Raw genomic sequence first — 25,429 nt, forward strand, 5'->3', positions numbered from 1 at the left:
TTGATCCCAAGGATCACGCACCCCACGGCCGGGGTCCGCACCGCGAAGGTGCGGGCCCCGGCCCGTGCTGTCCCCAGGCCGGCGGCCCGCAGACGCGTCGATGGCCACCGGCTCCCGGCCGCCCAGGCCCAGGAAGGCATGCCCGCATGGCTAACCCCGCACGTCCGCCCCGCCCGACCCGCAACCGGTCCGCATCCGCTTCAGGAAACGCGGGCGCCGGAAACGCCGGAAGGAATTCCCGGGGCGGAAGGTCCGGCGGAAAGGGCCGCGTTCCCGAGCGCAGGCCCACGCCGCCGCAGGAATTCACGATGCCGGAGAACACGACGCCCGCGCTGCCCGCGGCCGCGACGTTCGCCGAGCTCGACATGCCGGCCGGCCTCCTGAAGACGCTCACCGAGCAGGGCGTCACCGAGCCGTTCCCCATCCAGGGCGCCACCCTTCCCAACTCCCTCGCGGGACGCGACCTCCTCGGCCGCGGCCGCACCGGCTCCGGCAAGACCCTCGCGTTCGGACTGCCGATGCTCGCCCGCACCGCCGGCCGCAAGGCCGAGCCGCGCATGCCGCTGGCCCTCGTCCTCGTGCCGACCCGTGAGCTCGCCCAGCAGGTCACCGACGCCCTCACGCCGTATGCGGGCGCCGTCAGGCTCCGTCTGGCCACCGTCGTCGGCGGCATGTCGATCTCCCGCCAGGCGTCCTCCCTGCGCCGCGGCGCCGAGGTCGTCGTGGCGACGCCCGGCCGCCTCAAGGACCTCATCGAGCGCGGCGACTGCGACCTGTCCGAGGTGCGGATCACCGTCCTCGACGAGGCCGACCAGATGGCCGACATGGGCTTCATGCCGCAGGTCACGGCGCTCCTCAAGCAGGTCGCCCCGGGCGGCCAGACCATGCTGTTCTCGGCGACGCTCGACCGGAACGTCGATCGGCTCGTCCGGCAGTTCCTGACCGACCCGGTCGTCCACTCCGTGGACCCGTCGGCCGGCGCCGTCACCACGATGGAGCACCACGTCCTGCACGTGCTCGACGAGACGGACAAGAAGGCCGTCACCGCGCGCATCGCCGCCCGCGAAGGCCGCGTGATCCTCTTCGTCGACACCAAGCGGTCCGCCGACCGGCTCGCCAAGCGGCTCCTCGCCAGCGGAGTCCTCGCGGCGCCGCTGCACGGCGGCCGCTCCCAGCCGCAGCGCAACCGCACCCTGGAACAGTTCAAGGACGGCCGGGTCACGGCCCTCGTCGCCACGAACGTCGCCGCCCGCGGCATACACGTCGACGACCTCGGCCTCGTCGTGAACGTCGACCCGCCGACCGAGCACAAGGACTACCTGCACCGCGGCGGCCGCACCGCCCGCGCAGGCGAGTCCGGCAGCGTCGTCACGCTGGTCCTGCCCGAGCAGAAGCGCGACGTCACGCGCCTCATGCGGGACGCGGGCATCCGCCCGGAGACCACCCAGGTCAAGTCCACCGACGAAGAGCTCGTCCGCATCACCGGCGCGCGGGAGCCCTCCGGCGTCCCCGCCGTCATCGAGGTCCCGGAGCCGACCGCTCCGGCCGCCTCCGGTGCCCGCAAGCCGCGGCGCAGCCGTGGCGGCAGCGGACGCGGCCAGGGCGGCGGCCAGGCAGGGCGCGCCCAGGGCGGGCGTGCGCAGGCCGGGCGCGGCGAAGGCGGCGGCCAGGGCGGCGGGCGCGGCCAGGCCGTCCAGGGCGGCCGCTCCCAGGGCGCCGGTGGCCGAGGCCAGGGCGGCCGTGGCCAGGGCGGTCCCGGGCAGGGCGGCGCCGGTCAGAGCGCCGGCGGGCGCGGCGGCCGGGCGCGGCGCGGTCCGCGTGACGCCGGGCGCGGCGCGGCCGCGTAAGCGGTACTCCAGCTGAGCGGCGGGGCGGTGGGACGAGGCGAACAGCCTTGCCCCACCGCCCCGCTTCGCGTTCGCGTCGCTCTTCGCGTTCGCGTCAGTCGAGCAGCCGGTGGCGCAGGGCCGCGACGGTGTCCAGGTCGAGGCCGAGCCCCTGCGAGACGTACCGGCCCAGGCTTCCGTAGTCCGCCCGCGCCTGGCCGACGGCCGCCGACAGATACTCCGTGCGGACCTCCTGGAGGGGGATCAGCAGGTCCGGGTCGAGCATCATGCCGGACTGCCTCAGCCCGTCGCGCACCTTCGCGTCGTACGCGGCGCGGAAGGTGTTCGACGCCAAGTAGTCGTCCACGGCGGTCCGTTCGGGCACGCCGAGCAGGAGCAGCAGGACGTACGTCGTCCAGCCTGTGCGGTCCTTCCCCGACGTGCAGTGGTACAGGAGCGCGCCCCGGCCGCCGGTGCCGTACGCGGCGTCGCGCAGTGTGGCCGCGAACCGCGCGCGGTTGTTCGCGTCCGACACGAACCGCGGATACACGCTCCGCATGAAGGCGGCCGCCCGGCCGCCGCCGAGCATCTCCTCCTGCCGCACGGGGTCCTTGGAACCGATGGCGGCCATCATCTGCGCGTACAGGCCGTTGTCGGACACCGGTCGCGAGTCCGGGGTGAGGCCGGCGGGGAGGCGGTCCGCGCCGTCGTACTGGACCTCCACCGGCACCCGGTAGTCGACCACCCGGCGCAGACCGAGGCCCGAGAGTGTCGTGATGTCGGCGTCGGTGAGCTTGGACAGGGCATCGGCGCGGTAGACGAGCCCGTGGCGGACGCGACCGCCGCCGAGGGTCCGACAGCCGCCCACATCGCGCACGTTGACCGCGCCCTGGAGCGGGATGTGCCGGATCGGCGGGTCCTGGTACGGACGCCGGCCGGCCGCGGCGGCACCGGGCGCGACGGCCGCGGCCGTCAGGGTGGTGAGCGCGGCGCCGACCACGGCGCGTCTGGACACAGTGCGTGGCATCGCTGAACTCCCTTGCGGGAAGCGGGATCACCCTGGGGTAGGCAGGGTGCCGAGCACGTGCCGGGCCTCGGTCATCACGCGGGTGACGAGCTCCTCGCAGCTCGGGAGGTCCTCGATCACCCCCGCGACCTGGCCCGATGCCATGACGCCGAGGTCGGTGCGGCCCTCGACCATGGACGCCTTGAGGAGCATGGGGGTGTTCGCGGCGAGCAGGACCTGGCTCCACGACAGTTCCTTGCCGTGCTTCATCGCCAGCCCGTCGCGGACCATCTGCGGCCAGCTCAGGCCCGACAGCTTCCTGAACCCGGCGGCCCGCCGCACCGCCTGCACGAGCGCGCGCGTACGCCCCGCCCGTTCCAGCGAGTCGACGAGATCGGTGCGCAGCATGCGGTGCGGCAGACCGTCCACGGCCGTCGTCACCGTGACGTCCTTGACCGTGGCCGCCAGATATCTCGCCTTCACCGCGTCCGGGACGGTCGAGTCGGAGGTGAGCAGGAAGCGGGTGCCCATGGCGACGCCGGCCGCGCCGTACGCGAGGGCCGCGACCAGGCCGCGCCCGTCGTGGAACCCGCCCGCGCCGATCACGGGGATGTCCACGGCGTCCACGACCTGCGGCAGCAGCACCGTCGTCGCGACGTCCCCCGTGTGCCCGCCGCCCTCGCCGCCCTGCACGATGACGGCGTCCGCGCCCCACGCGGCGACCTTCTCGGCGTGCCGCCGGGCACCGATGGAGGGGATGACGACGACGCCCGCGTCCTTCAGCTCGGCGATCAGGTCACGGGACGGCGCGAGCGCGAACGAGGCGACCCGCACCCCCTCGTCGATGATCACCCGCACGCGGTCCCGCGCGTCACCGGCGTCCGCGCGCAGATTGACCCCGAAGGGTTCGCCCGTACGGGACTTCACCTCGCGCACGGCCGACCTGAGCTGGTCGAGGGTCATGGTGGCGGAGGCGAGGATGCCGAGCGCCCCGGCGTTCGCCGCCGCCGACACGAGGCGCGGGCCCGCGACCCAGCCCATGCCGGTCTGCACCAGCGGGTGGCGCACGCCGACCAGCTTGGTGAACGCCGTCTCGATGGCCGCGTCGCTCATGCGGGCCTGACCTCGCGGTCGCGCAGGCCCTTCGGGTCGATGACTTCGCGGATCAGCCGGAGTTCCTCCGGGGTGGGCTCGCGGGTCTGCGGCACGTCGCCCCCGTCCGGCAGGACCAGCGGGAAGCCCGTCGCCGCGACCACCTCGTCGACGGTGACGCCGGGGTGCACGGACGCGAGCCGCATCGAGCGGTCCGGCGTCTCGAAGTCGAAGACGCCGAGGTTCGACACGACGCGCGGGATGCGGTGGTAGCGCGTCGCCGACGGTCCCGCCGCGGCGGCGCTGTCGTACCCGACCCCGCTGATCATGTCGACCTTCTCGACGAACACGCGCGCGGAGTGCTTCGGGACCCAGTAACTCACCGGATTGTTGAGGGTGTTGACGGGTGCGCCGCGGACCCCGAGGAGCTGGCGGGCGGGGCGGTCCCAGTCGCCGATGCACGAGATGTTCTGGTTTCCGTGCCGGTCGATCTGGCTCGCGCCCATCATCACGTGGCGCCTGCCGCCGGTGACCATGGTGAGGTGCTGACGGTACGGAAGCCAGCCCTCCGGCTCCCCGTCGAGACGCACGGTCATCGCCTCGCCGTCGGTGAGGAGAAGATCGGGGGAGAAGGTGCGCTTGGCGAGGCGGGCCCCGACGGACGGGATCAGGCCCATGGGGCTCGCCAGGATCTCACCGCTGTCGCGCCAGGCGTCGGCGCATGCGATGACGCAGTATTCGGCGCGGGTGGGGGTGGTGGTCGTCCCTGGGGTGGTTGCCGTCGCCGTTACGGTCGCAGGTGTGTGCGTGGCCGCGCCGGTGGCCGGCCCCGCGTGCTCCTCCTGCTCCGCGTGCCAGGCCCGTACGGCTTCCTGGTAGCTCTTCTCGTCTCCGCGCGCCGGCAGGAAGCGCTCGGCGAACTCGGGCCAGGGCGTCGTCGCGTACAGCTTCTGGAATGCCTCGTCCCGCCCGTAGTCGGGGGCGCACGACGTGAAGTGCGCGCCGTTCGGCGTCTCGACCACGCCGGTGACCGCGTGCCGCTTGACGAGGAGGGTCTGCGGAACGGCGTCCCCGACGTCGCCGAATCCCTCCACCAGCTCCTCGCACGACACGTACGCCGTGTCGGCCGCCTCGCAGAACAGGTCGTCGAAGTACGGGTCGGGGCCGAGGTACTGGCCGTTTCCGTGCCGGTCCGCGCGGTTCATGTGGACGAGCGCCGCGTCCATCCGCAGCGCAGGCATCGCGACCAGCGTCTCCCCGTCCTCGTACGGCGAACCGACCGTCCTCAGCGCGGGGTTGACCCGCATGACGTCGGAGCCGATGCCGGCCCGCACCGGGATGAACGGGAGCCGGTTCGCCGCGGCGTGCAGGCCCCACATGAACATCGCCTCGTCGACCTCCGTCAGCTCGAACGCGCCGCGCTGGCGGGCCTCGCGGAAGTGCGGTTCGAGCGGGATCGAGTCGAGGGTCACGAAGGCGGTGACCAGCTTGCGGATCTTCCCGGCGGCGGCGAGCAGGCCGACGTCCGGGCCGCCGTACGCGACGACGGTGAGATCCGTGACGTCGCTGCGCAGCAGGGCCCGCACGAGGGCCATGGGCTTGCGGCGCGAGCCCCAGCCGCCGATGCCGATGGTCATGCCGCTGCGCAGGCGGGCGACGACGTCCTCGGGCGTCATGGTCTTGTCCGTCACTTGGCTTCCCCCTTGGTTGCCGTGTCCGTGCCTGCGGCAGTGTCCGTGCCTGTGCCTGCGTCGGTGCCGAACGTGTCGCGGATGCGGTCCGCGACGCCGCTGAGGTTCGCCTCGAAGGTGAAGCCCTGCTCGAAGCGGTAGCTCCGGCGTACGTCGACGGGGTCGATGCCGTTGATCGCGGCCTTGGCGAGGCGGATGAGCGAGCCGTCCTTGCGGGCGATCTCGCGGGCCAGGTCCAGTGCGGCGGCCCGGAGTCCGGCCCGCGGCACGACCTTCCAGACGGAACCGTGCGCGTGCAGTTCCTGCGCCGTCGCCGTGCGCGAGGTGTAGTACAGGGCGCGCATCAGGTGCTGCGGCACGAGCCTGGCGAGATGCGTCGCGGCGCCGAGCGCTCCGCGGTCGAGCTCGGGGAGGCCGAACGTGGCGTCGTCCGAGGCGACGATCGCGTCCGCGTTGCCCACGAGGCCGATGCCGCCGCCCAGGCAGAAGCCGCCCACCGCGGCGACGACCGGCACCTCGCACTCGTACACGGCCGCGAAGGCCTCGTAGCAGCCGCGGTTGGCGCCGATGAGGGCGCTGTGGCCGCCGGACGCCGTGTCGCGCTGCATCTCCTTGATGTCGACGCCCGCGTTGAACCCCCGGCCCTCGGAGGCGAGGACGACGCAGCGCACGTCCGGGTCCCGGCCCGCGGCGCGCAGGGCGTCGGCCAGGTCGTACCAGCCCCGCACCGGCAGCGCGTTGACCGGAGGGAAGTCCACCGTGACGACGGCGATCCCCTTTTCGGGTGAGGAGGTGGAGACACCCATGGCGTTCAGCTACCTTTCCACCTAACGTTTGTTTGGTAGGAAGGTAGCAGGCGATGGGGACGAGCGGAATGGACCTGGGGTGGATGACATGAATCTGAGCTCAAGGCCCCTGAGAGGGAAGGTCGCGGTCGTCACCGGGGGCACGCGGGGCGTGGGGGCCGGGATCGCGGCGGCGTTCGTGCGGGCGGGGGCGGATGTCGTGGTGTGTGCGCGCAGACCCCCCGAAGAGCCGCTGCCCGGCTGCGAGTTCATACCGGTCGACCTGCGGGACGGTCCGGCCGTACGGCGCTTCTTCGCGGGCCTCGACCGGGTGGACGTGCTGGTGAACAACGCGGGAGGCACGCCGTACCGGCTGCTCGGCGAGTCCGACGCGGAGCGGCACGCGCGCGTGGTCGAGCTCAACCTCACGGCGCCGATGACCGCGTCGCTGGCCGCGCGGGAGCAACTGCGGCGCACACGCGGCGCCGTCGTGATGATCGGCAGCGTGAGTGGCGCGAGACCCTCGCCGGGCACGGCGGCCTACGGGGCGGCCAAGGCGGGCCTGGAGAACCTGGCGCGCTCGATGGCGGTGGAGTGGGCGCCCGAGATACGGGTGAACACGCTGGTCCTCGGGATGGTGCGCACCGAGCTGTCCCATCTGCACTACGGGGACGAGGAAGGCGTGGCGGCGGTGGGGCGCACGGTGCCGATCGGCCGCCTCGCCGAGCCGTCGGAGATCGGGGACGCGGCGGTGTTCCTCGCCTCGGACGCGGCGTCGTACATCACGGGGGCGAGCCTCCTGGTGCACGGAGGCGGGGAGCGACCGGCGTTCCTGGACGCGGCAACTGTCAACAAGGAGGCGTGACATGGAGAAGGGCACGGGAGCGGACATGGGTGCGGGTGCAGGTTCGGGGCTGTGCGCGGGGCGAGTCGTGATCGTCACGGGGGCCGGGCGTGGCCTGGGGCGCGCGCACGCGCTGGCGTTCGCCGCCGAGGGCGCACGCGTCGTGGTCAATGACCTGGGGGTGGGCCTGGACGGGGCTCCGGCGCCGGACAGTCCGGCGGCCCAAGTGGTCGAGGAGATACGGGCCCTGGGCGGCGAGGCGGTCGCCCACGGCGGGGACATCGCGACCACGGAGGGCGCCGCGTCCCTCGTCGCCACGGCCCTCGACACCTTCGGGCGCCTGGACACGCTGATCAACAACGCCGGCTTTCTCCGCGACCGGATGCTGGTCAACCTCGACGAGGACGACTGGGACGCGGTCATGCGGGTGCATCTCAAGGGCCACTTCCTGCCCTTGAAGCACGCGGCGGCGCACTGGCGCGCGGAGGCGAAGGCGGGCAGGACACCCTCGGCCCGGGTCGTGAACACGTCCTCGGGGGCGGGGCTGCTCGGCTCCGTGGGCCAGGGCAACTACAGCGCGGCGAAGGCCGGCATCGTGGGCCTGACCCTGGTCGCCGCGGCGGAGATGGGGCGGTACGGGGTGCAGGTGAACGCGGTCGCCCCGGCGGCCCGCACCCGCATGACGGAGCGCACGTTCGCCGACACGATGGCCGCCCCCGAGGACGGCTTCGACGCGATGGCCCCGGAGAACGTGTCGCCGGTGGTGGTGTGGCTCGGCTCCGCCGCGAGCGACGGCGTGACCGGCCGCGTCTTCGAGGCGGAGGCCGGCCGCATCACGGTCATGGAGGGCTGGCGTCCGGGCCCCACCGCAGACAAGGCGGCACGCTGGACCCCGGCCGAGGCCGGGGAGGCGGCGAGGGAACTCCTCGGCAGGGCGGAGGTTCCGGGGGCGGTGTACGGGAGCGGGTGAAGCCGCCCCCGTAGGGGCGTGCCCCCGCCCCTACGGGCCCGCCGGCACCTTCCCGCTGAGCCGCGTCACCTTCCCGCTGAGCGGGAATCCGGCCTCCCTCCACGTCCCGGCTCCGACCTACCGTCTGGCCCACCGCGGTGCACCGCACCGCGGGTCAGACCGCCACCCCAAGGAGCCGAGATGCTTGACGTCCGCAGTCGGCAGGAGGCCGCCGCGCGCTTGCGTCGCGCCGAGCTCGGCCGCAGTCCCGTCGCGCCCCTGGCCGGCGCGTTCGAAGGCATCGGCACCGAGGACGCGTACGAGATCCAGCTGATCAACATCCGGCACAGGACCGCCCTGGGTGCCCAGGTCACCGGGCACAAGGTGGGCCTCTCGTCGCCGGTGATGCAGCGCATGATGGGCGTCGACGAGCCCGACTACGGTCATCTCCTCGACGACATGGAGCTGCGCGAGGACCAGCCCGTGGACACCGTCCGCTACTGCGCGCCCCGTGTCGAGGTCGAGATCGGATTCGTGCTCGGCGACGACCTGCCGGGCGAGGGCTGCACCCCGGCCGACGTCCTCGCCGCGACCGAACGCGTCGTGCCCGCCCTGGAGTTGATCGACAGCCGGATCGCCGACTGGCGCATCACGATCGCCGACACGATCGCCGACAACGCCTCGTCCGCCGGATATGTCATCGGCGAGGGACGCGACCCGAGCGGCCTCGACCTGAAGGCCGTCGAGGCGCGGCTCACCTGTGACGGCGACGAGCTCGCACAGGGCCGCGGTGACGCCGTGCTCGGTGACCCCGCCGTCTCCGTCGCCTGGCTGGCCCGCACCGTCGCCCGCTTCGGCGTGCCCCTGCGCAAGGGGCACGTCATCCTGCCCGGCTCCTGCACCCGCGCCGTCGATGTCGAAGCGGGCCGCACCTACACCGCCGAGTTCACCGGACTCGGCGCCGTATCGCTCTCGTTCCGATGACCCCGACGGGTCCGCTGACTCTGCTGAGGTACGTATGACTGCGAAGAAGGCCACCGCCGCGATCGTCGGCTCCGGGAACATCGGCACCGACCTGCTCCACAAGCTCCACCGCTCCCCGTACATCGAGCCGCGCTGGATGATCGGCGTCGATCCCGACAGCGCGGGCCTCGCGCGGGCGCGGAAGCTGGGGGTCGAGGCGAGCCACGAGGGCGTCGAGCATCTGCTCGCCCAGGACGAGCGGCCCGACCTCGTCTTCGAGGCGACGAGCGCCTACGTCCACCGCGCCAACGCCCCCCGTTACGCCGAACTCGGCATCAGGGCCATCGACCTGACCCCGGCCGCCGTCGGCCCCGCCGTGGTCCCGCCCGCGAACCTCACCGCGCATCTCGACGCGCCCAACATCAACATGATCACCTGCGGCGGCCAGGCCACCATCCCCATGGTGTACGCGGTCTCACGCGTCGTGCCCGTCGCGTACGCGGAGATCGTCGCCTCCGTCGCCTCGGTGTCCGCGGGGCCCGGCACCCGCGCGAACATCGACGAGTTCACCCGTACGACGTCCCGCGGCATCGAGGAGATCGGCGGCGCCGCGCGCGGCAAGGCGATCATCATCCTCAACCCGGCCGAGCCGCCCGTCATCATGCGCGACACCGTCTTCTGCGCCATCCCCGAGGACGCCGACCGGGACGCGATCACCCTCTCGGTGAAGGAGATCGCCGAGAGCGTGGCCACATACGTACCCGGCTACCGGCTGCGCACGGAACCGCAGTTCGACGACCCCTCACCCATGAACGGCGGGATGGCGCGCGTCGCGATCTTCCTGGAGGTGGAGGGCGCGGGCGACTTCCTGCCGCCGTACGCAGGAAACCTCGACATCATGACCGCCGCCGCGACAAAGGTCGGCGAGGAGCTCGCGAAGGGGATCCGCAAGTGAAGCCGTACTCCGAGACGCTCGACATCCGCGTCACCGACTCCTCGCTGCGCGACGGTTCGCACGCGAAGCGGCACCAGTTCACCGCCGACGACGTACGCAGCATCGTCGGCGCCCTCGACGGCGCGGGCGTCCCCGTCATCGAGGTCACGCACGGCGACGGCCTCGGCGGCTCGTCCTTCAACTACGGGTTCTCGAAGACGCCCGAGCAGGAGCTCATCAAGGCCGCCGTCGACACGGCGCGGCAGGCGCGCATCGCGTTCCTGATGCTGCCCGGCCTCGGCGTGAAGGACGACATCAGGGCCGCGCACGCGAACGGCGCGAGCGTGTGCCGCATCGCGACGCACTGCACGGAGGCCGACATCTCCGTCCAGCACTTCGGCCTCGCGCGGGAGATGGGCCTGGAGACCGTCGGATTCCTGATGATGGCGCACTCCACAACCCCGGAGCGGCTCGCCGCCCAGGCCAGGATCATGGCCGACGCCGGCTGCCAGTGCGTGTACGTCGTCGACTCGGCCGGCGCCCTGGTGATGGACGACGTCACCGACCGGGTGTCCGCGCTCGTCGCCGAGCTGGGCGACGACGCGCAGGTCGGCTTCCACGGACACGAGAACCTCGGCCTGGGCGTGGGCAATTCCGTGGCCGCCGTGCGCGCCGGAGCGCTGCAGATCGACGGCTCGACGCGGCGGCTCGGCGCGGGCGCCGGCAACACGCCCGTCGAGGCGTTCGCCGCCGTCTGCCACAAGATGGGCCTGCGCACCGGCATCGACGTACTGAAGATCATCGACGCGGCCGAGGACGTCGTGCGGCCCGTCATGGACGACGAGTGCCTGCTCGACCGGATGTCCCTCCTGATGGGGCACGCCGGCGTCTACTCCAGCTTCCTCAAGCACGCCTACCGGCAGGCGGAGCGCTACGGCGTCTCCGGCGCCGAGATCCTGCTGCGCGCCGGGGAACGCCGCCTCGTCGGCGGCCAGGAGGACCAGCTCATCGACATCGCCGTCGAACTCGCGGCACGCGACTGAAGGGCAGGACACGCGACATGACCGCACAGCAGCAAGAGGTCCGCGTCATCGAGGCCGCCGCACCGCCGGCCCGCTACGCCCGCGGCTGGCACTGCCTGGGCCTGACCACCGCCTTCCGTGAGGGCGGCCCGCACGAGATCGAGGCGTTCGGCACGAAGCTCGTCGTATTCCGGGGGGAGGACGACGACTGCCTGCACGTCCTCAACGCGTACTGCCCCCACATGGGCGGCAATCTCGCCCACGGCACCGTCAAGGGCGACGCCGTCGCCTGCCCGTTCCACGACTGGCGCTGGGCGGGCGACGGGCGCTGCGCCGGCATCCCGTACGCGCGACGCGTCCCGCCGCGCGCCAGGACCCGCGCCTGGACCACCCTCGAACGCAACGGCCAGCTCTACGTGTGGCACGACCCCGAGGGCGATGAGCCCCCGCCCGGCGTCACCATCCCGGAGATCGAGGGCTTCGGCAGCCCCGAGTGGTCCGACTGGTCCTGGAGCGCGCTGCGCGTCGAGAACTCCAACTGCCGCGAGATCGTGGACAACGTCGTCGACATGGCGCACTTCTTCTACGTCCACTACGCGTTCCCGAACTACTTCAAGAACATCTTCGACGGCCATGTCGCCACCCAGTACATGGAGTCCACGCCGCGCGGCGACGTCGAGCTCGGCACGCTGTCGACCGGCGGCGGCCTGCGCTCCGACGCCTCGTACTTCGGCCCCTCATACATGATCGACAAGCTGTGGAGCGATGTCGGGGGAGGCGTCGAGATGGAGTCCGTCCTCATCAACTGCCATTACCCGATCGACGAGAACAGCTTCATGCTCATGTACGGCGCGATCGTCAGGAAGCTGCCCGGCATGACGGACGAGCAGGCCGCCGACGCCGCCCGGCTCACCTCCGAGGGCCTCGCGGTCGGCTTCGAGCAGGACGTCGAGATCTGGCGGAACAAGACCCGCATCGACAACCCCCTCCTCACCGAGGAGGACGGCCCCGTCTATCAACTGCGGCGCTGGTACGAGCAGTTCTACGTGGATGCCGGCGACGTCAAGGACGAGATGGTGCGGCGCTTCGAGTTCGAGATCGACACCGAGCGCGCGACCGCCGCCTGGCGCGCGGAGGTCGAGGAGAACCTCGCCCGGCGGGAGGCCGACTGATGCGGCCGGTGCAGTGCGGGGCCTGCGGAAACCAGGTCCTGTGCGAGAAGTTCAGCGCCGCCCACACGCAGATCCAGTGGACCGAGGAGGCGGCCGCGGTCTGCCCGATCATCGCGGAGCGCGTCGCGGCCGGCGAGCTGAGCGCGCGGGTACGGGGCTGTGCGCCGCTGCGGGCGAGCATCGACGTGGCGGTCGCGAGCGGGCTCCTGGAGGTCGCGGATGCCTAGCGTGAGGGTCCGGGTCGCCGAGGTGATACGGGAGACGGCCGATGCGGTCTCCCTCGTCCTGGACGCGCAACTCCCTTACAGCCCCGGTCAGTTCATGACCGTACGGTTGCCGGGTGGCGGGGCTCGCTGCTACTCGCTGGCCAGCTCCCCGCACACCGGCGAGCCCATGAAGGTGACGGTGAAGAGGGTCGCCGGGGGAGTCGGGTCGGGCTGGATGTGCGAACGTGTCGCACCCGGCGACGAACTGGAGGTCCTGCCGCCCGCCGGCACGTTCACGCCGCCCGACCTCGACGGGGACCTGCTGCTCGTGGCGGGCGGCAGCGGCATCACCCCCGTCGTCTCCATCGCCAAGTCGGCCCTCGCCGCGGGCCGCGGCCGGGTCGCCCTCCTGTACGCCAACCGCGACGAGGAGTCGGTCGTCTTCCGCGAGGAACTCCGGCTCCTGGGAGTCGAGTTCGCGGGCCGGCTCACCGTCGTGCACTGGCTGGAGACCCTCCAGGGCCTGCCCACGGCCGCCGCCCTGCGCGCACCCCTCGCCCCGTACGCGGGCCGAGACGCCTATCTGTGCGGCCCTGCGCCCCTGATGGACGCGGCCGAGCAGGCGCTACGGGCGGTGGGCGGCCGGTCCGTGCGCAGGGAGCGGTACTTCTCGCTCGGCGACGACGTGTTCGCCGAGCGGGCGGACCCGGTCGAACCGGCCGGTGACGGTCACCGGCTGCACGTGGAACTCGACGGCGAGGAGCGGGAAGTGGCGTGGCCCGCCGGTACGCCCCTGCTCGACGCACTGCTCGCCGCCGGCGTCGACGCCCCCTTCTCGTGCCGCGAGGGCGCGTGCAGCGCCTGCTGCTGCCGGGTCACCAAGGGGGAGGTCACGATGGCGCGCAACGAGGTGCTCGACCGGCGGGACCTCGACGAGGGGTACGTACTCGCGTGCCAGGCACTGCCGGTGTCGGACGCGGTGGGGGTCACGTACTCCTGAGGCGCGCGGGCCGGGTCCGCCTCTGAGGCGCCCGGCCCGCGCGGACGAGGCGGGCCGGCCCCTCAGGAGCGGACCCGCCCGCTACATCCACTCGCTCGTCCGCAGCCACCCCATCATGTTGTCCATCGCCTGTTCGGAGACGCCCGGTGCGCAGCTCGGGGGCGGCGCCGAGCGGGTCGCACGCCCGGGCCCGTACAGGTCGCGCCAGACCGTGCGGGCGCAGGCGAGCACGGCGGGCGCGAGGCGTTCCAGGTCGCGCTGGGCCGCCAGGCCCTTGCCGGACAGCGAGATCGCGGCGACGGCCCGGCCCGCGCCGCGCAGCGGGGCCGCGACACAGACGACGTCGCGGTGGCTCTCCTCGTGGTCGAAGGCGACGCCACGGTCGCGGGCCGCGGCGAGCGCGGAACGCAGCGCGGTCGGATGGGTGAGGGTGCGCGGTGTGCGGGGGCGCAGCCCGTGCGCGAGGACGCTTTCGACGGTGGCCGGGTCGCTGAACGCGAGGACCGCCTTGCCGGCGGCCGTGCAGTACGCGGGCATGCGGCCGCCGACCCGTGAGGGCACCGACGTGTCGTGCAGGCCGCCGATCCGCTCCAGGCAGACCACGTCGGCGCCGTCGAGGACGTACAGGTGCACCAGATGCCCGGTCGACTCGTGCAGCGCGTGCAGCCGGGGGAGCGCCGCCCGGCGCAGCCGGTTGTGGTGGGCGGCGAGCGCGCCCAGTTCGAGCATCCCCATGCCCATCCGGTAGTCCCGGCCCTCCCGGTCGAGCCAGCCCAGCCGCACCAGCTGGTCGAGGATGCGGTGGGCGGAGGACCGGGGGATTCCGGAGCGCCGGATCACCTCGGTGAGGGAGAGGCGCGGCTGCGCGCCGTCGAAGGCGCCGAGCACCTTCGCGGCCTTCTCCAGGAGCGAGGGCGCGGCGCCCCCGACGAACCCGGTCTGCTCGGGCATGGTTGAACCCCCAGGACAACAGGGCGCATCCGCGACATTGCGGGCGCGTTGACGACCTCGCGCCGACCTTGCCATGCGCCCGCGACCCAGGGGAAGAGCCGGGAGCTATGTATTTCGGTTCGGCATACCTCTGGGTGTATCCACGGGCAGACCTTCAGGCGCATCTCCGGGCGTGCCCGGAGATGCGCCTGTCGCCGTGGCGCGGCCCTCGCGAGGTATGCCTGTCGCCGTGGCGCGGCCCCCGCGAGGTACGCCTGTCGCCGTCGCGCCGCCCCTTCGGCGCGCCCGTCGCCGTTACGCCGCGCCCGCCACGAGCGAGCGCAGCAGCCCCACATCGGCCCCCGTGAGATCGGCGACGACCGTGCGGCCGGGGGCCGGGGCGATCGGCCGCACCGACGGGACCGCGAGGACCGCGCACCCCGCCGCCTCCGCCGACGCCACCCCCGTCGGGGTGTCCTCCACCGCGACGCACCGCGCGGGCTCCGCGCCGAGGGTCGCCGCCGCCGCGAGATACGGGTCCGGCGCCGGCTTCGTGCGCGGCGTGTCCTCGGCCCCGTACACCGCGTCGAAGACGTGTCCGTCGAGGGACGCGGCGATCCGGCGCACCACCGCGCGAGGCGACGCCGACACCAGGGCGGTCGGGACCCCCGCCGCGCGCAGTGCGGCGAGCAGCCCGAGCGCGCCGGGCCGCGGCGGCGCGCCCTCGGTGATCCGGGCGGTGAAGTCCCTGCCCAGCTCGTCCGCGAGGTCCTCGCGGGGCGCGCCCAGGGACTCGTACAGAAGGTCCGCCGCGTCCTCGACCGAGCGTCCGAGCACCGCGGCGCGGCCCTCCTCGTCCAGGGGGCGGCCGTGGCGCACGGACACGGCCTCGACGACCTCGAGCCACATGTCCTCGGTGTCGACGAGCGTGCCGTCCATGTCGAAGAGCACCGCCTGGAGAGCGGAGGGTTCGACAGGCAGCGCGCGGGTGGGCGCGCCGGCGTGGGCGCGAGGGGTGTTCACAGTGCTCCAGAAGCCGAAGGGACAGGCCGACGTGAAAGCCGACCGGAAAGGCCGACGGGAAGGCCGACCCTCTCATTACGGTCGCCCGGCATGACAGGTCGGTGAACGGGGCGCGCCATCCGGGCAGCCCACAGGCGACAGCAGGGGAACCCGCCGTGGTTCCCGCTCAGCGGGAACCACCCGTTCTCGGCCCGCGGGAGGCGGGCGTACGGTCCAGCCACTCGAACCCGCACCCAGGAGAGGGCTCCCGCATGAGCGAATCCCCGGCCACCGCAGCAGCCGTACTCGAAGCGGTCCGCGCCCTCGCGCCGGCGCTGCGTGAACGCGCCGCCGAGGCGGAGGCGCTGCGCAAGGTGCCCGACACGTCGGTCAAGGACCTTGAGCAGACCGGCTTCTTCCGGCTCCTCCAGCCCCGGGCCCACGGCGGATTCGCCGCCGACCCGGCCGTCTTCTACGCCGCCGTCCGCGAGATCGCCCGGGCCTGCGGCTCCACCGGCTGGGTCGCGTCCGTCGTAGGCGTCCACCCCTGGCACGTCGCGCTCTACGACCCGCGCGCCCAGGAAGAGGTGTGGGGCGCCGACCCGTCGACCCGGATCTGCTCCTCGTACGCCCCGACCGGCAAGGTCACCCCCGTCGACGGCGGCTTCCGCATCAGCGGCTCCTGGAGCTTCTCCTCCGGCTGCGACCACGCGGACTGGGCGCTGCTCGGCGGCCTCGTCATGGACGCGGACGGCCGGCCCGTCGACATGCGGACGTTCCTCGTGCCGCGCGCCGAGTACCGCATCGACGACGTGTGGGACACCGTCGGCCTGCGCGGCACCGGCTCCAACAACGTCGTGTGCGAGGACGTGTTCGTGCCCGAACACCGCGCCCTCAGCTTCGGCCCGGTCACGGCCCTGAACGTGCCGGGCCACGCGGTCAACCCGGAGCCGCTCTACCGCCTCCCGTACGCCGCCATCTTCACCACCACCATCTCCACCCCCATCGTCGGCATCGCCGAGGGCGCCCTCGACTCGTACGTGGAGGCCACCCGCAAGCGCTTCCGCGTCTCCTACGGCCAGCAGGTCGCCGAGGACCCCTTCGCACAGGTCCGCATCGCCCGCGCCGCCTCCGACATCGACGCCGCGGGCCTTCAGCTCCAGCGCAACATCGCCGAGTTGTACGCCTGCGCGGAGCGCGGCGAGGAACTCCCGATGCCGCTGCGCGCCCGCGCCCGCCGCGACCAGGTCCTCGCCACCGAACGCGCCGTCGCCGCCGTCGACCTGCTCATGGAGAACGCGGGCGGCGGCGCCATGCGCACCGGCCCCAACCCGGTGCAGCGCGCCTGGCGCGACGTCCACACCGGCCGCGGCCACGCCGCCAACGACCCCGAGCGCGCCCTCCTCCTCTCCGGCCAGAGCGCCCTCGGCCTCGACATCCAGGACACGATGCTGTGAACACCCTGACTGCCCAGAGCACTTCGCGGACCGTCAAGGCGGCGGGCCTCACGCTCCACTACCACGAGGCGGGCCCCGACGCCCCGGACGCCCCCGTCGTGATCATGCTGCACGGCGGTGGCCCCGGCGCCTCGGGCTGGTCCAACTTCGGCCGCAACCTGCCCGTGTTCGCCGAGCACTTCCGTACCCTCCTGATCGACCAGCCCTGCTACGGCGCCTCCGGCAAGCCCGAGCTCACCAAGGACTTCTTCTCCTTCGCGGCCGACGCCGTGGCCGCCCTCATGGATGAACTGGGCATCCCTCAGGCGCACTTCGTCGGCAACTCCCTCGGTGGCGGCACTGCGACCCGGATGGCCCTCGACCACCCGGACAAGGTCGGCAAGCTCCTCCTGATGGGCCCGGGCGGCATCTCCGTCAACCTGTTCGCGCCCGATCCGACCGAGGGCATCAAGAAGCTCTTCGCGTTCAACGGCTCGGGCGAGCCGACCCGCGCCATGATGCGCGACTTCCTCACCACCCTCGCGTACGACGCCTCGATCGTCACCGACGCGTTCGTCGAGGAGCGCTACGCGCAGGCCGTCGACCCCGAGGCCAAGCTCGGCAACGACCGCATGGCCGCGTCCTTCGCCAAGTGGCCCGCCGACACGATGCTGTGGCGCGAGGCCCACCGCATCACCGCGCCCACCCTCCTCACCTGGGGCCGCGAGGACCGCGTCAACCCGCTCGACGGCGCCCTGGTCGCCCTCAAGACCATCCCGGACGCACGCCTGCACGTCTTCCCGCACTGCGGCCACTGGGCGCAGACCGAGCGGTTCGACGAGTTCAACCGCCTCGCCGTCGACTTCTTCCGCAACTAGTCACCAGCCGCCGGTCGCCGGCCACACGTCACCAGCCGCTGGTCACGAGCCACCAGCCACCAGCCAAGCCACCAGTCACCAGTCACCAGTCACCAGCCTCCGAAAGGCCCGCAGCCATGGACATCCGCTCTCTGGGCTTTCTCCGCATCGAGACCGCGAAGCTCGCCGAGTGGCGTACCTACGCCATCGACATCCTCGGGATGACGGTGGGCGCCGACTCGACGGACACCGTCCTGCACGCCCGGATCGACGACCGCATCCGCCGCCTGTCCTTCGTGGCGGGCGAACACGACCGGCTCCTGTCCGCCGGCTTCGAGGTCGCGAACGCGCGAGCGCTCGCCGAGGCCGCCGCCGAACTCGAAGCGGCCGGCGTCGCCGTCAAGCACGCCGACGACGCCACCCTCGCCGACCGCCGTGTCCAGGGCCTCATCCACTGCGAGGACCCGGCCGGCAACCCCCTGGAGATCTACTGGGGCCAGGCCCAGGACCACACCCCGCTCGCCGCCCCGTACGGCAACCGCTTCGTCACCGGCGACCACCTCGGCCTCGGCCACGTCGTCATGCCCGCCCCCGACATGGAAGCCACCCTCGACTTCTACGAGAACCTCCTCGGCTTCCAGCTCCGCGACCGGATGAAGCTGCCGCCCGTCGCCGTGCCCACGGGGAAGCCGGGCCAGGACTTCTACTGGATGAACTTCCTCAGCCCCAACGCCCGCCACCACAGCCTCGGCCTGTACCCGGGCGAACTCCCGCCCGGCATCGTGCACTTCATGGTCGAGCTGGAGCGCCTCGACGACGTCGGCTTCTGCCTCGACCGCATGAACGCGGCGGGCATCCCGATCGCCTCCACCCTCGGCCGGCACTCCAACGACCACATGGTGTCCTTCTACGCGCAGGCCCCCGGCGGCTTCCAGGTCGAGTACGGCTGGGACGGTCTCATCGTCGACAAAGCGACCTGGGTGACGAAGGAGATCACGGCCGACAGCTTCTGGGGCCACCGGTGGAACGGCTGACCCCGGACGCGTTCCGTGACGTCCTGGGCCACTTCGCGTCCGGCGTCACGGTCGTCGCCGCCCTCGACGAGGACACCGGCGAACCGGTGGGCCTCGCCTGCCAGTCCTTCGCCTCGCTCTCCCTCGAACCGCCGCTCGTGCTGCTGTGCGTCGCCAAGTCGTCGACGAGCTGGCCCAAGGTGCGGCGCGCGGGCCGGTTCGGCGTCTCGATCCTCGCCGACGACCAGCGCGCCGTGTGCACCGCCGTCGGCCGCAGCGGCCCCGACAAGTTCCGCGACGTGCGGTGGGAGCCGATCGAAGGCGGCGCCGTCCGCGTCGCGGGCGCCCTCGCCACCGTCGACTGCGAGCTGTACGCCGTCCACGAGGCCGGCGACCACTGGATCGTCACCGCCCGCGTCCTCGGCCTGACCGCACGCGACGGCGGCAACCCCCTCCTCTACTTCCGCAGCGCCTACGCCACCGGGGAGTTCGCATGAGTGACGCCGAGATCGGTTACGACGTGGTGGTCGTCGGGTCCGGCGCCGCCGGGTTCGCCGCCGCGATCACCGCCCGCCTGCGCGGACTGACCGCCCTGATCGTCGAGAAGACTGACCAGTACGGCGGATCCACCGCCCTGTCCGGCGGCGCGATCTGGGTGCCGGGCAACTTCCACCTCGACGCGGCCGGCCTCGGCGACACGTACGAGAAGGCCCGCGCCTACCTCGACGCGACCGTCGGCGACCGCGTACCGGGCGACCGCAAGGACGCCTATCTGCGGCACGGGCCGCGCATGGTCCGCGAGTTCCACGACCGCACCGCCGTCCGCTTCATGTACACGCCCGGCTACTCCGACTACTTCCCGGAGGCGCTCGGCGGCATGGCGCAGGGCCGCTCGGCCGAGCCGTGCGTCGTCGACCTCAAGGAACTCGGCCCGCTCGCCCGGGACCTGCGCCGGGCCGGGCTGCCCACGTACGGGCTGACCATGACGTCGTACGACTTCCGCTTCCTCAACATGGTCGCCCGCACCTGGGCCGGCAAGCGCAGGTCGGTGCGGGTGGGGGCGAGGGCCGTGGGCGCGGCGCTGCGCGGGCGCAAGCTGCTCTCGCTCGGCGAGGCGCTGATCGCCAGGATGCGGCTCTCCCTGGAGCGGCTCGGCGGTGACCTGTGGCTGTCGGCGCCGCTGACGGGCCTCGTCGTGGAGGGTGGCCGCGTCACCGGCGTCCGTGTCCTGCGCGACGGGGCCGAACACGTCGTACGGGCCCGTGGCGGCGTCGTCCTCGCCTCCGGCGGCTTCTCCCACGACCAGGCGCTGCGCGAGAAGTACCTGCCGCAGCCCACGTCCACCGCCTGGACCCACTCCTCCGAGGGCCAGATCGGCGACGCCCTGCGCCTGGGCGAGGAACTCGGCGCCGCCACCGACCTCCTCGACAAGGTGTGGGGCGCCCCCTCCCTGTGCCCGCCCGGCGAGAAGCCGTTCTTCCTCGTCGCCGACCGGGGCATCCCCGGCATGGTGATCGTGAACGCGGCGGGGGAGCGGTACGCCAACGAGGCGGCGCCGTACCACGAGTTCGTGGACCGCATGTACGCCGCCGACCGACCCGACGCGACGACCGTCCCGTCCTGGCTGATCCTCGACGCCCGCTCCAAGGCCCGCTACATCTTCGCGGGCCTCTTCCCCGGCCAGGCCTTCCCCAAGCGGTGGCGCGGGAGCGGCTTCCTGAAGCAGGCCGCCACCGTGGAGGAACTCGCCCGGATCATCGAAGCGCCCCAACTTCCGTCTGCCATAAGGAGGTTCAACGGCTTCGCCGCCGCCGGAAAGGACGGGGACTTCGCGCGCGGCGACAGTGTCTACGACCGCTACTACGGCGACCCGACCCTCCCGAACCCCAACCTCGCCCCCCTCGACAAGGGCCCCTTCTACGCCGTCCCCGTCCACCCCGGCGACATCGGCACCAAGGGCGGCCTCGTCACGGACGCGGACGCCCGCGTCCTGCGCGAGGACGGCACGCCCGTCGCCGGGCTCTACGCCTCCGGGAACTGCTCGGCGGCCGTCATGGGGGAGACGTACCCGGGGCCCGGTGCGACGATCGGGCCCGCCATGGCGTTCAGCTGGGCCGCCGTCAACGACATCGCGGGACCGTCCACTCGAGACGCGCTCTGACCCGCGCGTCCGGGACGTGGCGGATCGCGTCCCGGGCCGTGTCGTGCGCGTACCCGCCCGGCGCCTGGCAGGCGAGGATCCGCGCGAGCGCCTCGACGGCCCGCGGATCGTGGCGCAGCGCCAGACCGCGGGCCGCCTCCGCCGCGGCGTCCGCGACCGGGTCTTCGAGGAGCGCGGCCAGCGCGTCGCGCACCTCGGCCGTGTCGGCGGGCGCGGCGGCGAGCGCCGCCGCGGCCCAGTTGCGCACATCGCCGTCCGCGTCGTGGGCCAGCGCGACCAGCGCCGCGACGGCCGCGTCGTGACCGGCGGGCACCAGGCCCGTGAGGGCGAGCGCCACCGCGCGCCGCACCCGCGGCTCCGGATGCCCGGTGTGGAGCAGGATCTCCGGCAGCGCGGCCGGGTCGTCGAGATGGCCGAGCGCGACGACCGCCGAGCGCAGAGCGGCGGTGTCGCGGGCCGTACGGGCGAGGGCGCGCAGCACGGGCAGCGACCTGGCCGTGTACCGGCCGCGCGGTCCCAACTGCCCGAGCACGTCCGCCCCGAAGGCCCGTCGCGGTGCCTCATCGCTCGCGCACCACGCGGCCGCCGACCGGTACGTCTCCTCGTCACCGCGCGCCTGGAGCGCCGCAACGGCCTCGGTCCAGTCGTCGTCGTCCGGGTCACCGCGACGCAGCGCACGCTCCGCAAGCTCGGCGGCCGACGTCACGACACCCAAGTCCGCCTCCAGGAGCGTGGCGATGGCCGCGTGCCCCGTCTGCATGTCGTTACCCGAACGCGGCCGCCCCTCCTCGTCCAGCAGCTCCACGACCACGGTCACCCCGCCGTCCTCTGCGAACCGCTGCGTCACCGCCTCGCTCCCGGGCCGCTCGAGGCCCGCACGCAGCACCGCCGCCACATCCACACCGCACCAGGCCAGCGCCTCCGCGAGCGCCTCGGTCCGCCCCTGCGCGCCGTGTTCGAGCAGCGCCCGCACACACCCCGTCGACCCGCGCCTCGCCGCCGCGACCAGCGGAAGGCCGCCGCCGGGACCCGGCAGCTGCGGATCCGCGCCGCCGTCGAGCAGCGCCCGCACCACCCCTTCGTGCCCGCGCTGGAGCGCCCATGCCATCGCCGTGAACCCGAACTCCTCGCGCAGATCGACCCGCGCGCCCGCCCCGAGCAGCGCCCGCACGACCTCCGTGTGCCCGCCGCACGCCGCCCCGCACAGCGGCAGATCCGTGCCACCGCTCAGCCGGTCCGGGTCCGCCCCGGCCGACAACAGCAGCCGAACGATGCCCGGCTCGTCGCTCACCGACGCCAGATAGAGCGCCGTACGGCCCTCGTCGTCCGGCTCGTCCGCCGCCGCGCCCGCGCGCAGGGCCCGCACCACCGCGTCCTCGTCACCGCCGTACACCGCGTCGAACAGGCCGCTCGCGCCCGCCTTCAGCTCTTCGTCCATATGTCGACCATCGCCCCTCACCCGGGGTGAACGCAAAGCGTTTTGATCCTATGTGTCGCAATCCATGACGGTGTGACACAGTGCGCACCGCGCCCGCACCCGGCCCCGCACCGGGACCCTGATCCGCTGATGGCACGTCGGACACGGAAACGTCACCCGCAGCGCGGACCCCTCCGTCGAGAACGCGTACGCACCGCCCGGCGCCACGCCGCCCACCCCGCTCTCCCGCGCCTCGCGCCGGTCCTTCGCGTACCGCCGCCGCCCCGCCCACCCGGCCGCCGTCAGCGGCGGCTGCTGCTCGTCGGCCCGCGCCCGCGCCAGCCCCTTCGTGTACGCGGTGTAGGCCTGGGCACTGGTGAACCACGTCTCCGGCGCCTCACCGAACGCCACCGACCGCTTGGCCAGGACGTAACCGAACTCCTCCGGCGTGAGATAGCCGAGCTTCTGCGACGACGCCGCGTCCTCCCGGTACGCGTCGAGCAGCAGCCACCCCGCCCCCAGATAGGTGGTTGCCGTGTCCGTGAGGATCTCGTTGTCCCGCGTCCCCGGGAACGAGAGCCCGAGCCGGTGCAGATAGACGTGCATGACCTCATGGGCGAGCGCGGCCCCGATGTCACGCCGATGCGTACGGAACCGGTCGTTCAGCTCGATGAAGTACTCCGGACCCGCCGCCAGCTCCACACTCGCCGCGTGCGTCATCTCGCGGAAACTGACGATCATCCGCGCGTCCGGCAGCCGGTAGTGCCGCACCAGTTCACGCGCCACCCGCTGCGCGCCCAGATACAGGTCGTCCTGGTCGCAGAACGCCACGTCGACCGGGGCGACACTCGTCTCGAAGGCGTGCACGGTGTCGTACGAGAGCCGCTTGTACAGCGCGGTCACCGCCGCCCGCACCGTCTCCAGATGCGGAAAGCCGTGCTCCACCGGTCCGCCGTTCGCCACGCCCGCACCCCCTGGGGCCGCCGGGCACCCACCGCCCGGACACCGCAACTCCACTGTACGGCGGGATCCGGCAGGCCCACCGTGCGCGATTAGTCCAAGACCTCTCTCCCCTTTGTCCATGGGCCCGCACGCCCCGCCCCCACCATCGTGATCAACGCGCCCCACCATGAGCGCAGCGAGGACCGTGCCCGCCGGCTCCCACGGAGAGCGGCCCGCACCCCGTCGCGCGTAAAGAGGGGCCGGTTCCGTGACCCGGAACCGGCCCCGTACGTCGGCCCGGCGGCGCCTACGACAACGTCACACGCGGCTCGCCCGCCGCCTCCGTCTCCAGCACCCACACCTCGTTACGGCCCTCCCGCAGCACGGGACCGGGAACGTACAGCGAGTGCTGCGGCCCCACCGACCAGTAGCGTCCCAGGTTGAAGCCGTTCACCCACACGAACCCCCGTGTCCAGCCCGGCAGTTCGAGCTCCGCGTCCCCGGCGCCGCTCACCTCGAACGTGCCGCGGTACAGGCCCGCCGCCCCGGCGCGGCCGTCCACCGCCGCCAGGCCCCGCACCGCGTCCGCGTCGTCGAACGCGTCCAGGCGCAGCGCCCGCGCCCGCACCCCGTGCAGAAACTGCCGCTCGTGCAGCACCCCGCCCGTGACGCCCTTCGGCTCACCCGTGCGCGGACCGTAGTTGACCCGGCCCAGCGACTCCACCCACAGCTCGACACGGGCGGGTCCCGCGACGGGCTCCGCGAGGACCGGCTCGTCCTCCGTGAGCACCCCGGCCCGCACCCCGTCCACGTACACCACGGCACGGTCCCGCAGCCCCGCCACCCGCAGCGGATACGCCCGGCGCGGCCCCGGCACGTCGACGCTGTAGCGCACCAGCCCCCGGTCCACGTCGAGTTCCTCGAAGGTCGGCGGCACCGCGTACTCACCCTCCGCCGAACCGAGCCCGTCCAGGACCGCGTCCAGTGGCACATGCGACGTCAGCTCCGCCGTCACCGCGGCGGCCAGCTCCGCCGGCTGCTCGGGCACGTCCGGCAGCGGCCCGTCCGCGTACTCGGCGAACACCTCACGGAAGCGCCAGAACTTCTCCGTCGGCCGCCCGTGCTCGTCGACCGGCGCGTCGTAGTCGTACGACGTCACATCGGGCTGGAGCGGGCCCTCGTGCAACTGCCCCGCACGGTTGGCCCCCGCCCAGCCGCCGAAACTCGTCCCGCCGTGCGCCATGTACAGATTGACCGACGCCCCGCACTCCAGGATCTCCCGCAAAGCCGCCGCCGCGTCCTCGGCGTCCCGCACGACATGATCCGCGCCCCAGTGGTCGAACCAGCCGCACCAGAACTCCATGCACATCAGCGGACCCTTGGGCCGGTGCCGGCGCAGCGCCTCGAAACCCTTCCGCGCGTTCGACCCGAAGTTCGCCGTCGCGAGGACACCCGGTACCGACCCGCCCGTCAGCATGTGGTCGTCAGGACCGTCCGACGTGAAGAGCGCCGCCGTCACCCCGAGCCCGCGCAAACTGTCCGCGAGATGCGCCAGATACACCTGGTCCGAGCCGTACGAGCCGTACTCGTTCTCCACCTGCACCATGATCACCGGGCCGCCCCGGCCGAACTGCCGCTCCACGACCTGGGGGAGCAGCGCCGCGAACCAGCGGTCCACCGCCGCCAGGAACTCCCCGTCCCTGGTCCGCACCCGCGAGCCCAGCGGACCCGTCAGCCAGTGCGGCAGCCCGCCGTTCTCCCACTCGGCACAGATGTAGGGACCCGGACGCACGATCGCCCACAGCCCCGCCTCGCTCACCGCGTCCAGGAACCGGCCCAGAGCCCCCACGTCACGCAGCTCGCCGGGGCGCGGCTCGTGCAGATTCCACGGGACGTACGTCTCCACACAGTTCAGGCCCATCGCCCGCAGCATCGCGAGACGGTGCCCCCACTGCTCCTCGTGCACCCGGAAGTAGTGCAGCGCCCCCGACAGGAGCCGCACCGGCCGCCCGTCGACCTCGAAGTCGTCCTCGCCCACTCTGAACCCGGCCATCATGTCCCTCTCGTTCACGCACTGCCTGCCACGATCACCTCTGGCGGGCGGCACGGTCCATGGACAAAGATCAGCCCTGTTTGGACGCAACGCGCGCACCACCGGCACCACACCCGCCCAGGAAGGGA

At 72.9% G+C, this 25,429-nt stretch carries 23 protein-coding genes and 1 pseudogene; 14 read left to right on the forward strand and 10 right to left on the reverse strand.

Annotated elements, in window-relative coordinates:
- Positions 1 to 146 precede the first annotated feature (146 nt).
- Positions 147 to 1,847 (forward strand): DEAD/DEAH box helicase, encoded by a 1,701-nt coding sequence (locus ACZ67T_RS06380; RefSeq protein ID WP_469981863.1) that lies wholly within the window; start codon positions 147 to 149, stop codon positions 1,845 to 1,847.
- A 94-nt stretch (positions 1,848 to 1,941) separates the two neighbouring features.
- Here the strand turns inward: ACZ67T_RS06380 and ACZ67T_RS06385 are convergent, their stop codons facing one another.
- The 5 genes and pseudogenes from ACZ67T_RS06385 to ACZ67T_RS06405 form a co-directional block, all read right to left on the reverse strand.
- Positions 1,942 to 2,853, reverse strand: coding sequence for a tyrosine-protein phosphatase (locus ACZ67T_RS06385; RefSeq protein ID WP_469981864.1), 912 nt, complete (start codon positions 2,851 to 2,853; stop codon positions 1,942 to 1,944).
- Positions 2,854 to 2,880: 27 nt separating this feature from the next.
- A complete protein-coding gene (locus ACZ67T_RS06390) occupies positions 2,881 to 3,930 on the reverse strand; it encodes an NAD(P)H-dependent flavin oxidoreductase (protein ID WP_469982282.1) in 1,050 nt (349 codons plus the stop codon).
- An 11-nt stretch (positions 3,931 to 3,941) separates the two neighbouring features.
- Positions 3,942 to 4,652 carry a CoA-transferase subunit beta gene (locus ACZ67T_RS06395; protein ID WP_469982283.1) on the reverse strand — a complete coding sequence of 237 codons (711 nt, stop codon included), beginning with the start codon at positions 4,650 to 4,652 and terminating at the stop codon, positions 3,942 to 3,944.
- A gap of 111 nt (positions 4,653 to 4,763) precedes the next feature.
- Positions 4,764 to 5,615, reverse strand: a pseudogene (locus ACZ67T_RS06400) (CoA transferase subunit A); the annotation flags it as partial.
- The gene (locus ACZ67T_RS06405; RefSeq protein WP_469981866.1) at positions 5,612 to 6,421 is read right to left on the reverse strand and encodes an enoyl-CoA hydratase family protein; all 810 of its coding nucleotides are present in this window, start codon (positions 6,419 to 6,421) and stop codon (positions 5,612 to 5,614) included. The gene ACZ67T_RS06405 and the pseudogene ACZ67T_RS06400, both read right to left, overlap by 4 nt.
- An 88-nt stretch (positions 6,422 to 6,509) precedes the next feature.
- Between ACZ67T_RS06405 and ACZ67T_RS06410 the strand changes: the two genes are divergently transcribed.
- The 8 genes from ACZ67T_RS06410 (at position 6,510) to ACZ67T_RS06445 (ending at position 13,490) form a co-directional block, all read left to right on the forward strand.
- Entirely contained in the window at positions 6,510 to 7,265 is a 756-nt protein-coding gene (locus ACZ67T_RS06410) for an SDR family oxidoreductase (RefSeq protein WP_469981868.1), read from the forward strand.
- A 1-nt stretch (position 7,266) separates the two neighbouring features.
- Positions 7,267 to 8,214 carry an SDR family oxidoreductase gene (locus tag ACZ67T_RS06415; protein WP_469981870.1) on the forward strand — a complete coding sequence of 316 codons (948 nt, stop codon included), beginning with the start codon at positions 7,267 to 7,269 and terminating at the stop codon, positions 8,212 to 8,214.
- Between the two features lie 180 nt (positions 8,215 to 8,394).
- Entirely contained in the window at positions 8,395 to 9,177 is a 783-nt protein-coding gene (locus ACZ67T_RS06420) for a 2-keto-4-pentenoate hydratase (RefSeq protein WP_469981872.1), read from the forward strand.
- Between the two features lie 34 nt (positions 9,178 to 9,211).
- Positions 9,212 to 10,111 (forward strand): acetaldehyde dehydrogenase (acetylating), encoded by a 900-nt coding sequence (locus ACZ67T_RS06425; RefSeq protein WP_469981874.1) that lies wholly within the window; start codon positions 9,212 to 9,214, stop codon positions 10,109 to 10,111.
- Entirely contained in the window at positions 10,108 to 11,133 is a 1,026-nt protein-coding gene (dmpG, locus tag ACZ67T_RS06430; RefSeq protein ID WP_326776245.1) for a 4-hydroxy-2-oxovalerate aldolase, read from the forward strand. Before ACZ67T_RS06425 ends, dmpG begins: the two co-directional genes overlap by 4 nt.
- 17 nt (positions 11,134 to 11,150) lie before the next feature.
- Positions 11,151 to 12,284 carry a Rieske 2Fe-2S domain-containing protein gene (locus ACZ67T_RS06435; RefSeq protein ID WP_469981876.1) on the forward strand — a complete coding sequence of 378 codons (1,134 nt, stop codon included), beginning with the start codon at positions 11,151 to 11,153 and terminating at the stop codon, positions 12,282 to 12,284.
- On the forward strand, positions 12,284 to 12,511 hold the full coding sequence (locus ACZ67T_RS06440; RefSeq protein WP_469981878.1) for a hypothetical protein: 228 nt from the start codon (positions 12,284 to 12,286) through the stop codon (positions 12,509 to 12,511). Before ACZ67T_RS06435 ends, ACZ67T_RS06440 begins: the two co-directional genes overlap by 1 nt.
- Positions 12,504 to 13,490, forward strand: coding sequence for a 2Fe-2S iron-sulfur cluster-binding protein (locus ACZ67T_RS06445; protein WP_469981880.1), 987 nt, complete (start codon positions 12,504 to 12,506; stop codon positions 13,488 to 13,490). Before ACZ67T_RS06440 ends, ACZ67T_RS06445 begins: the two co-directional genes overlap by 8 nt.
- A gap of 81 nt (positions 13,491 to 13,571) precedes the next feature.
- Here ACZ67T_RS06445 and ACZ67T_RS06450 read toward each other — a convergent pair whose 3' ends face one another.
- Positions 13,572 to 14,441 carry an IclR family transcriptional regulator gene (locus ACZ67T_RS06450; RefSeq protein ID WP_469981882.1) on the reverse strand — a complete coding sequence of 290 codons (870 nt, stop codon included), beginning with the start codon at positions 14,439 to 14,441 and terminating at the stop codon, positions 13,572 to 13,574.
- 294 nt (positions 14,442 to 14,735) lie between these two features.
- The gene (locus ACZ67T_RS06455) at positions 14,736 to 15,443 is read right to left on the reverse strand and encodes an HAD family hydrolase (RefSeq protein ID WP_469981884.1); all 708 of its coding nucleotides are present in this window, start codon (positions 15,441 to 15,443) and stop codon (positions 14,736 to 14,738) included.
- Between the two features lie 251 nt (positions 15,444 to 15,694).
- Between ACZ67T_RS06455 and hsaA the strand changes: the two genes are divergently transcribed.
- The 5 genes from hsaA to ACZ67T_RS06480 all read left to right on the forward strand — a co-directional run bounded on the left by hsaA (position 15,695) and on the right by ACZ67T_RS06480 (position 20,889).
- The gene (hsaA, locus tag ACZ67T_RS06460; RefSeq protein ID WP_469981885.1) at positions 15,695 to 16,879 is read left to right on the forward strand and encodes a 3-hydroxy-9,10-secoandrosta-1,3,5(10)-triene-9,17-dione monooxygenase oxygenase subunit; all 1,185 of its coding nucleotides are present in this window, start codon (positions 15,695 to 15,697) and stop codon (positions 16,877 to 16,879) included.
- Entirely contained in the window at positions 16,876 to 17,736 is an 861-nt protein-coding gene (gene hsaD, locus ACZ67T_RS06465; RefSeq protein WP_469981887.1) for a 4,5:9,10-diseco-3-hydroxy-5,9,17-trioxoandrosta-1(10),2-diene-4-oate hydrolase, read from the forward strand. The genes hsaA and hsaD overlap by 4 nt, the downstream gene beginning before the upstream one ends.
- A gap of 116 nt (positions 17,737 to 17,852) precedes the next feature.
- On the forward strand, positions 17,853 to 18,749 hold the full coding sequence (locus tag ACZ67T_RS06470; RefSeq protein WP_469981889.1) for a VOC family protein: 897 nt from the start codon (positions 17,853 to 17,855) through the stop codon (positions 18,747 to 18,749).
- Positions 18,737 to 19,225 (forward strand): flavin reductase family protein, encoded by a 489-nt coding sequence (locus tag ACZ67T_RS06475; protein ID WP_469981891.1) that lies wholly within the window; start codon positions 18,737 to 18,739, stop codon positions 19,223 to 19,225. The genes ACZ67T_RS06470 and ACZ67T_RS06475 overlap by 13 nt, the downstream gene beginning before the upstream one ends.
- Complete coding sequence (locus tag ACZ67T_RS06480; RefSeq protein WP_469981892.1) at positions 19,222 to 20,889, forward strand: FAD-dependent oxidoreductase; 1,668 nt, start codon at positions 19,222 to 19,224, stop codon at positions 20,887 to 20,889. The genes ACZ67T_RS06475 and ACZ67T_RS06480 overlap by 4 nt, the downstream gene beginning before the upstream one ends.
- On the opposite strand, the gene ACZ67T_RS06485 is transcribed toward ACZ67T_RS06480, so the two are convergent.
- From ACZ67T_RS06485 to ACZ67T_RS06495, 3 genes are all read right to left on the reverse strand, one after another.
- Complete coding sequence (locus ACZ67T_RS06485) at positions 20,849 to 22,327, reverse strand: ankyrin repeat domain-containing protein (RefSeq protein ID WP_469981893.1); 1,479 nt, start codon at positions 22,325 to 22,327, stop codon at positions 20,849 to 20,851. The genes ACZ67T_RS06480 and ACZ67T_RS06485 overlap by 41 nt on opposite strands.
- Positions 22,328 to 22,375: 48 nt before the next feature.
- Complete coding sequence (locus ACZ67T_RS06490) at positions 22,376 to 23,269, reverse strand: hypothetical protein (RefSeq protein WP_469981894.1); 894 nt, start codon at positions 23,267 to 23,269, stop codon at positions 22,376 to 22,378.
- Positions 23,270 to 23,555: 286 nt separating this feature from the next.
- Positions 23,556 to 25,301 (reverse strand): glycoside hydrolase family 35 protein, encoded by a 1,746-nt coding sequence (locus ACZ67T_RS06495; RefSeq protein WP_469982285.1) that lies wholly within the window; start codon positions 25,299 to 25,301, stop codon positions 23,556 to 23,558.
- Positions 25,302 to 25,429: the final 128 nt, after the last annotated feature.

This window comes from Streptomyces sp. NPDC107517 (assembly GCF_055582645.1).

What these genes read in the sequence shown, in the direction of transcription:
- ACZ67T_RS06380 (WP_469981863.1), top strand. Translation starts at nt 147, where the DNA reads ATGGCTAACCCCGCACGTCCGCCCCGCCCGACCCGCAACCGGTCCGCA.
- ACZ67T_RS06385 (WP_469981864.1), bottom strand. Translation starts at nt 2,853, where the DNA reads ATGCCACGCACTGTGTCCAGACGCGCCGTGGTCGGCGCCGCGCTCACC.
- ACZ67T_RS06405 (WP_469981866.1), bottom strand. Translation starts at nt 6,421, where the DNA reads ATGGGTGTCTCCACCTCCTCACCCGAAAAGGGGATCGCCGTCGTCACG.
- ACZ67T_RS06410 (WP_469981868.1), top strand. Translation starts at nt 6,510, where the DNA reads ATGAATCTGAGCTCAAGGCCCCTGAGAGGGAAGGTCGCGGTCGTCACC.
- ACZ67T_RS06415 (WP_469981870.1), top strand. Translation starts at nt 7,267, where the DNA reads ATGGAGAAGGGCACGGGAGCGGACATGGGTGCGGGTGCAGGTTCGGGG.
- ACZ67T_RS06420 (WP_469981872.1), top strand. Translation starts at nt 8,395, where the DNA reads ATGCTTGACGTCCGCAGTCGGCAGGAGGCCGCCGCGCGCTTGCGTCGC.
- ACZ67T_RS06425 (WP_469981874.1), top strand. Translation starts at nt 9,212, where the DNA reads ATGACTGCGAAGAAGGCCACCGCCGCGATCGTCGGCTCCGGGAACATC.
- ACZ67T_RS06435 (WP_469981876.1), top strand. Translation starts at nt 11,151, where the DNA reads ATGACCGCACAGCAGCAAGAGGTCCGCGTCATCGAGGCCGCCGCACCG.
- ACZ67T_RS06440 (WP_469981878.1), top strand. Translation starts at nt 12,284, where the DNA reads ATGCGGCCGGTGCAGTGCGGGGCCTGCGGAAACCAGGTCCTGTGCGAG.
- ACZ67T_RS06445 (WP_469981880.1), top strand. Translation starts at nt 12,504, where the DNA reads ATGCCTAGCGTGAGGGTCCGGGTCGCCGAGGTGATACGGGAGACGGCC.
- ACZ67T_RS06450 (WP_469981882.1), bottom strand. Translation starts at nt 14,441, where the DNA reads ATGCCCGAGCAGACCGGGTTCGTCGGGGGCGCCGCGCCCTCGCTCCTG.
- hsaA (WP_469981885.1), top strand. Translation starts at nt 15,695, where the DNA reads ATGAGCGAATCCCCGGCCACCGCAGCAGCCGTACTCGAAGCGGTCCGC.
- ACZ67T_RS06470 (WP_469981889.1), top strand. Translation starts at nt 17,853, where the DNA reads ATGGACATCCGCTCTCTGGGCTTTCTCCGCATCGAGACCGCGAAGCTC.
- ACZ67T_RS06480 (WP_469981892.1), top strand. Translation starts at nt 19,222, where the DNA reads ATGAGTGACGCCGAGATCGGTTACGACGTGGTGGTCGTCGGGTCCGGC.
- ACZ67T_RS06485 (WP_469981893.1), bottom strand. Translation starts at nt 22,327, where the DNA reads ATGGACGAAGAGCTGAAGGCGGGCGCGAGCGGCCTGTTCGACGCGGTG.
- ACZ67T_RS06495 (WP_469982285.1), bottom strand. Translation starts at nt 25,301, where the DNA reads ATGGCCGGGTTCAGAGTGGGCGAGGACGACTTCGAGGTCGACGGGCGG.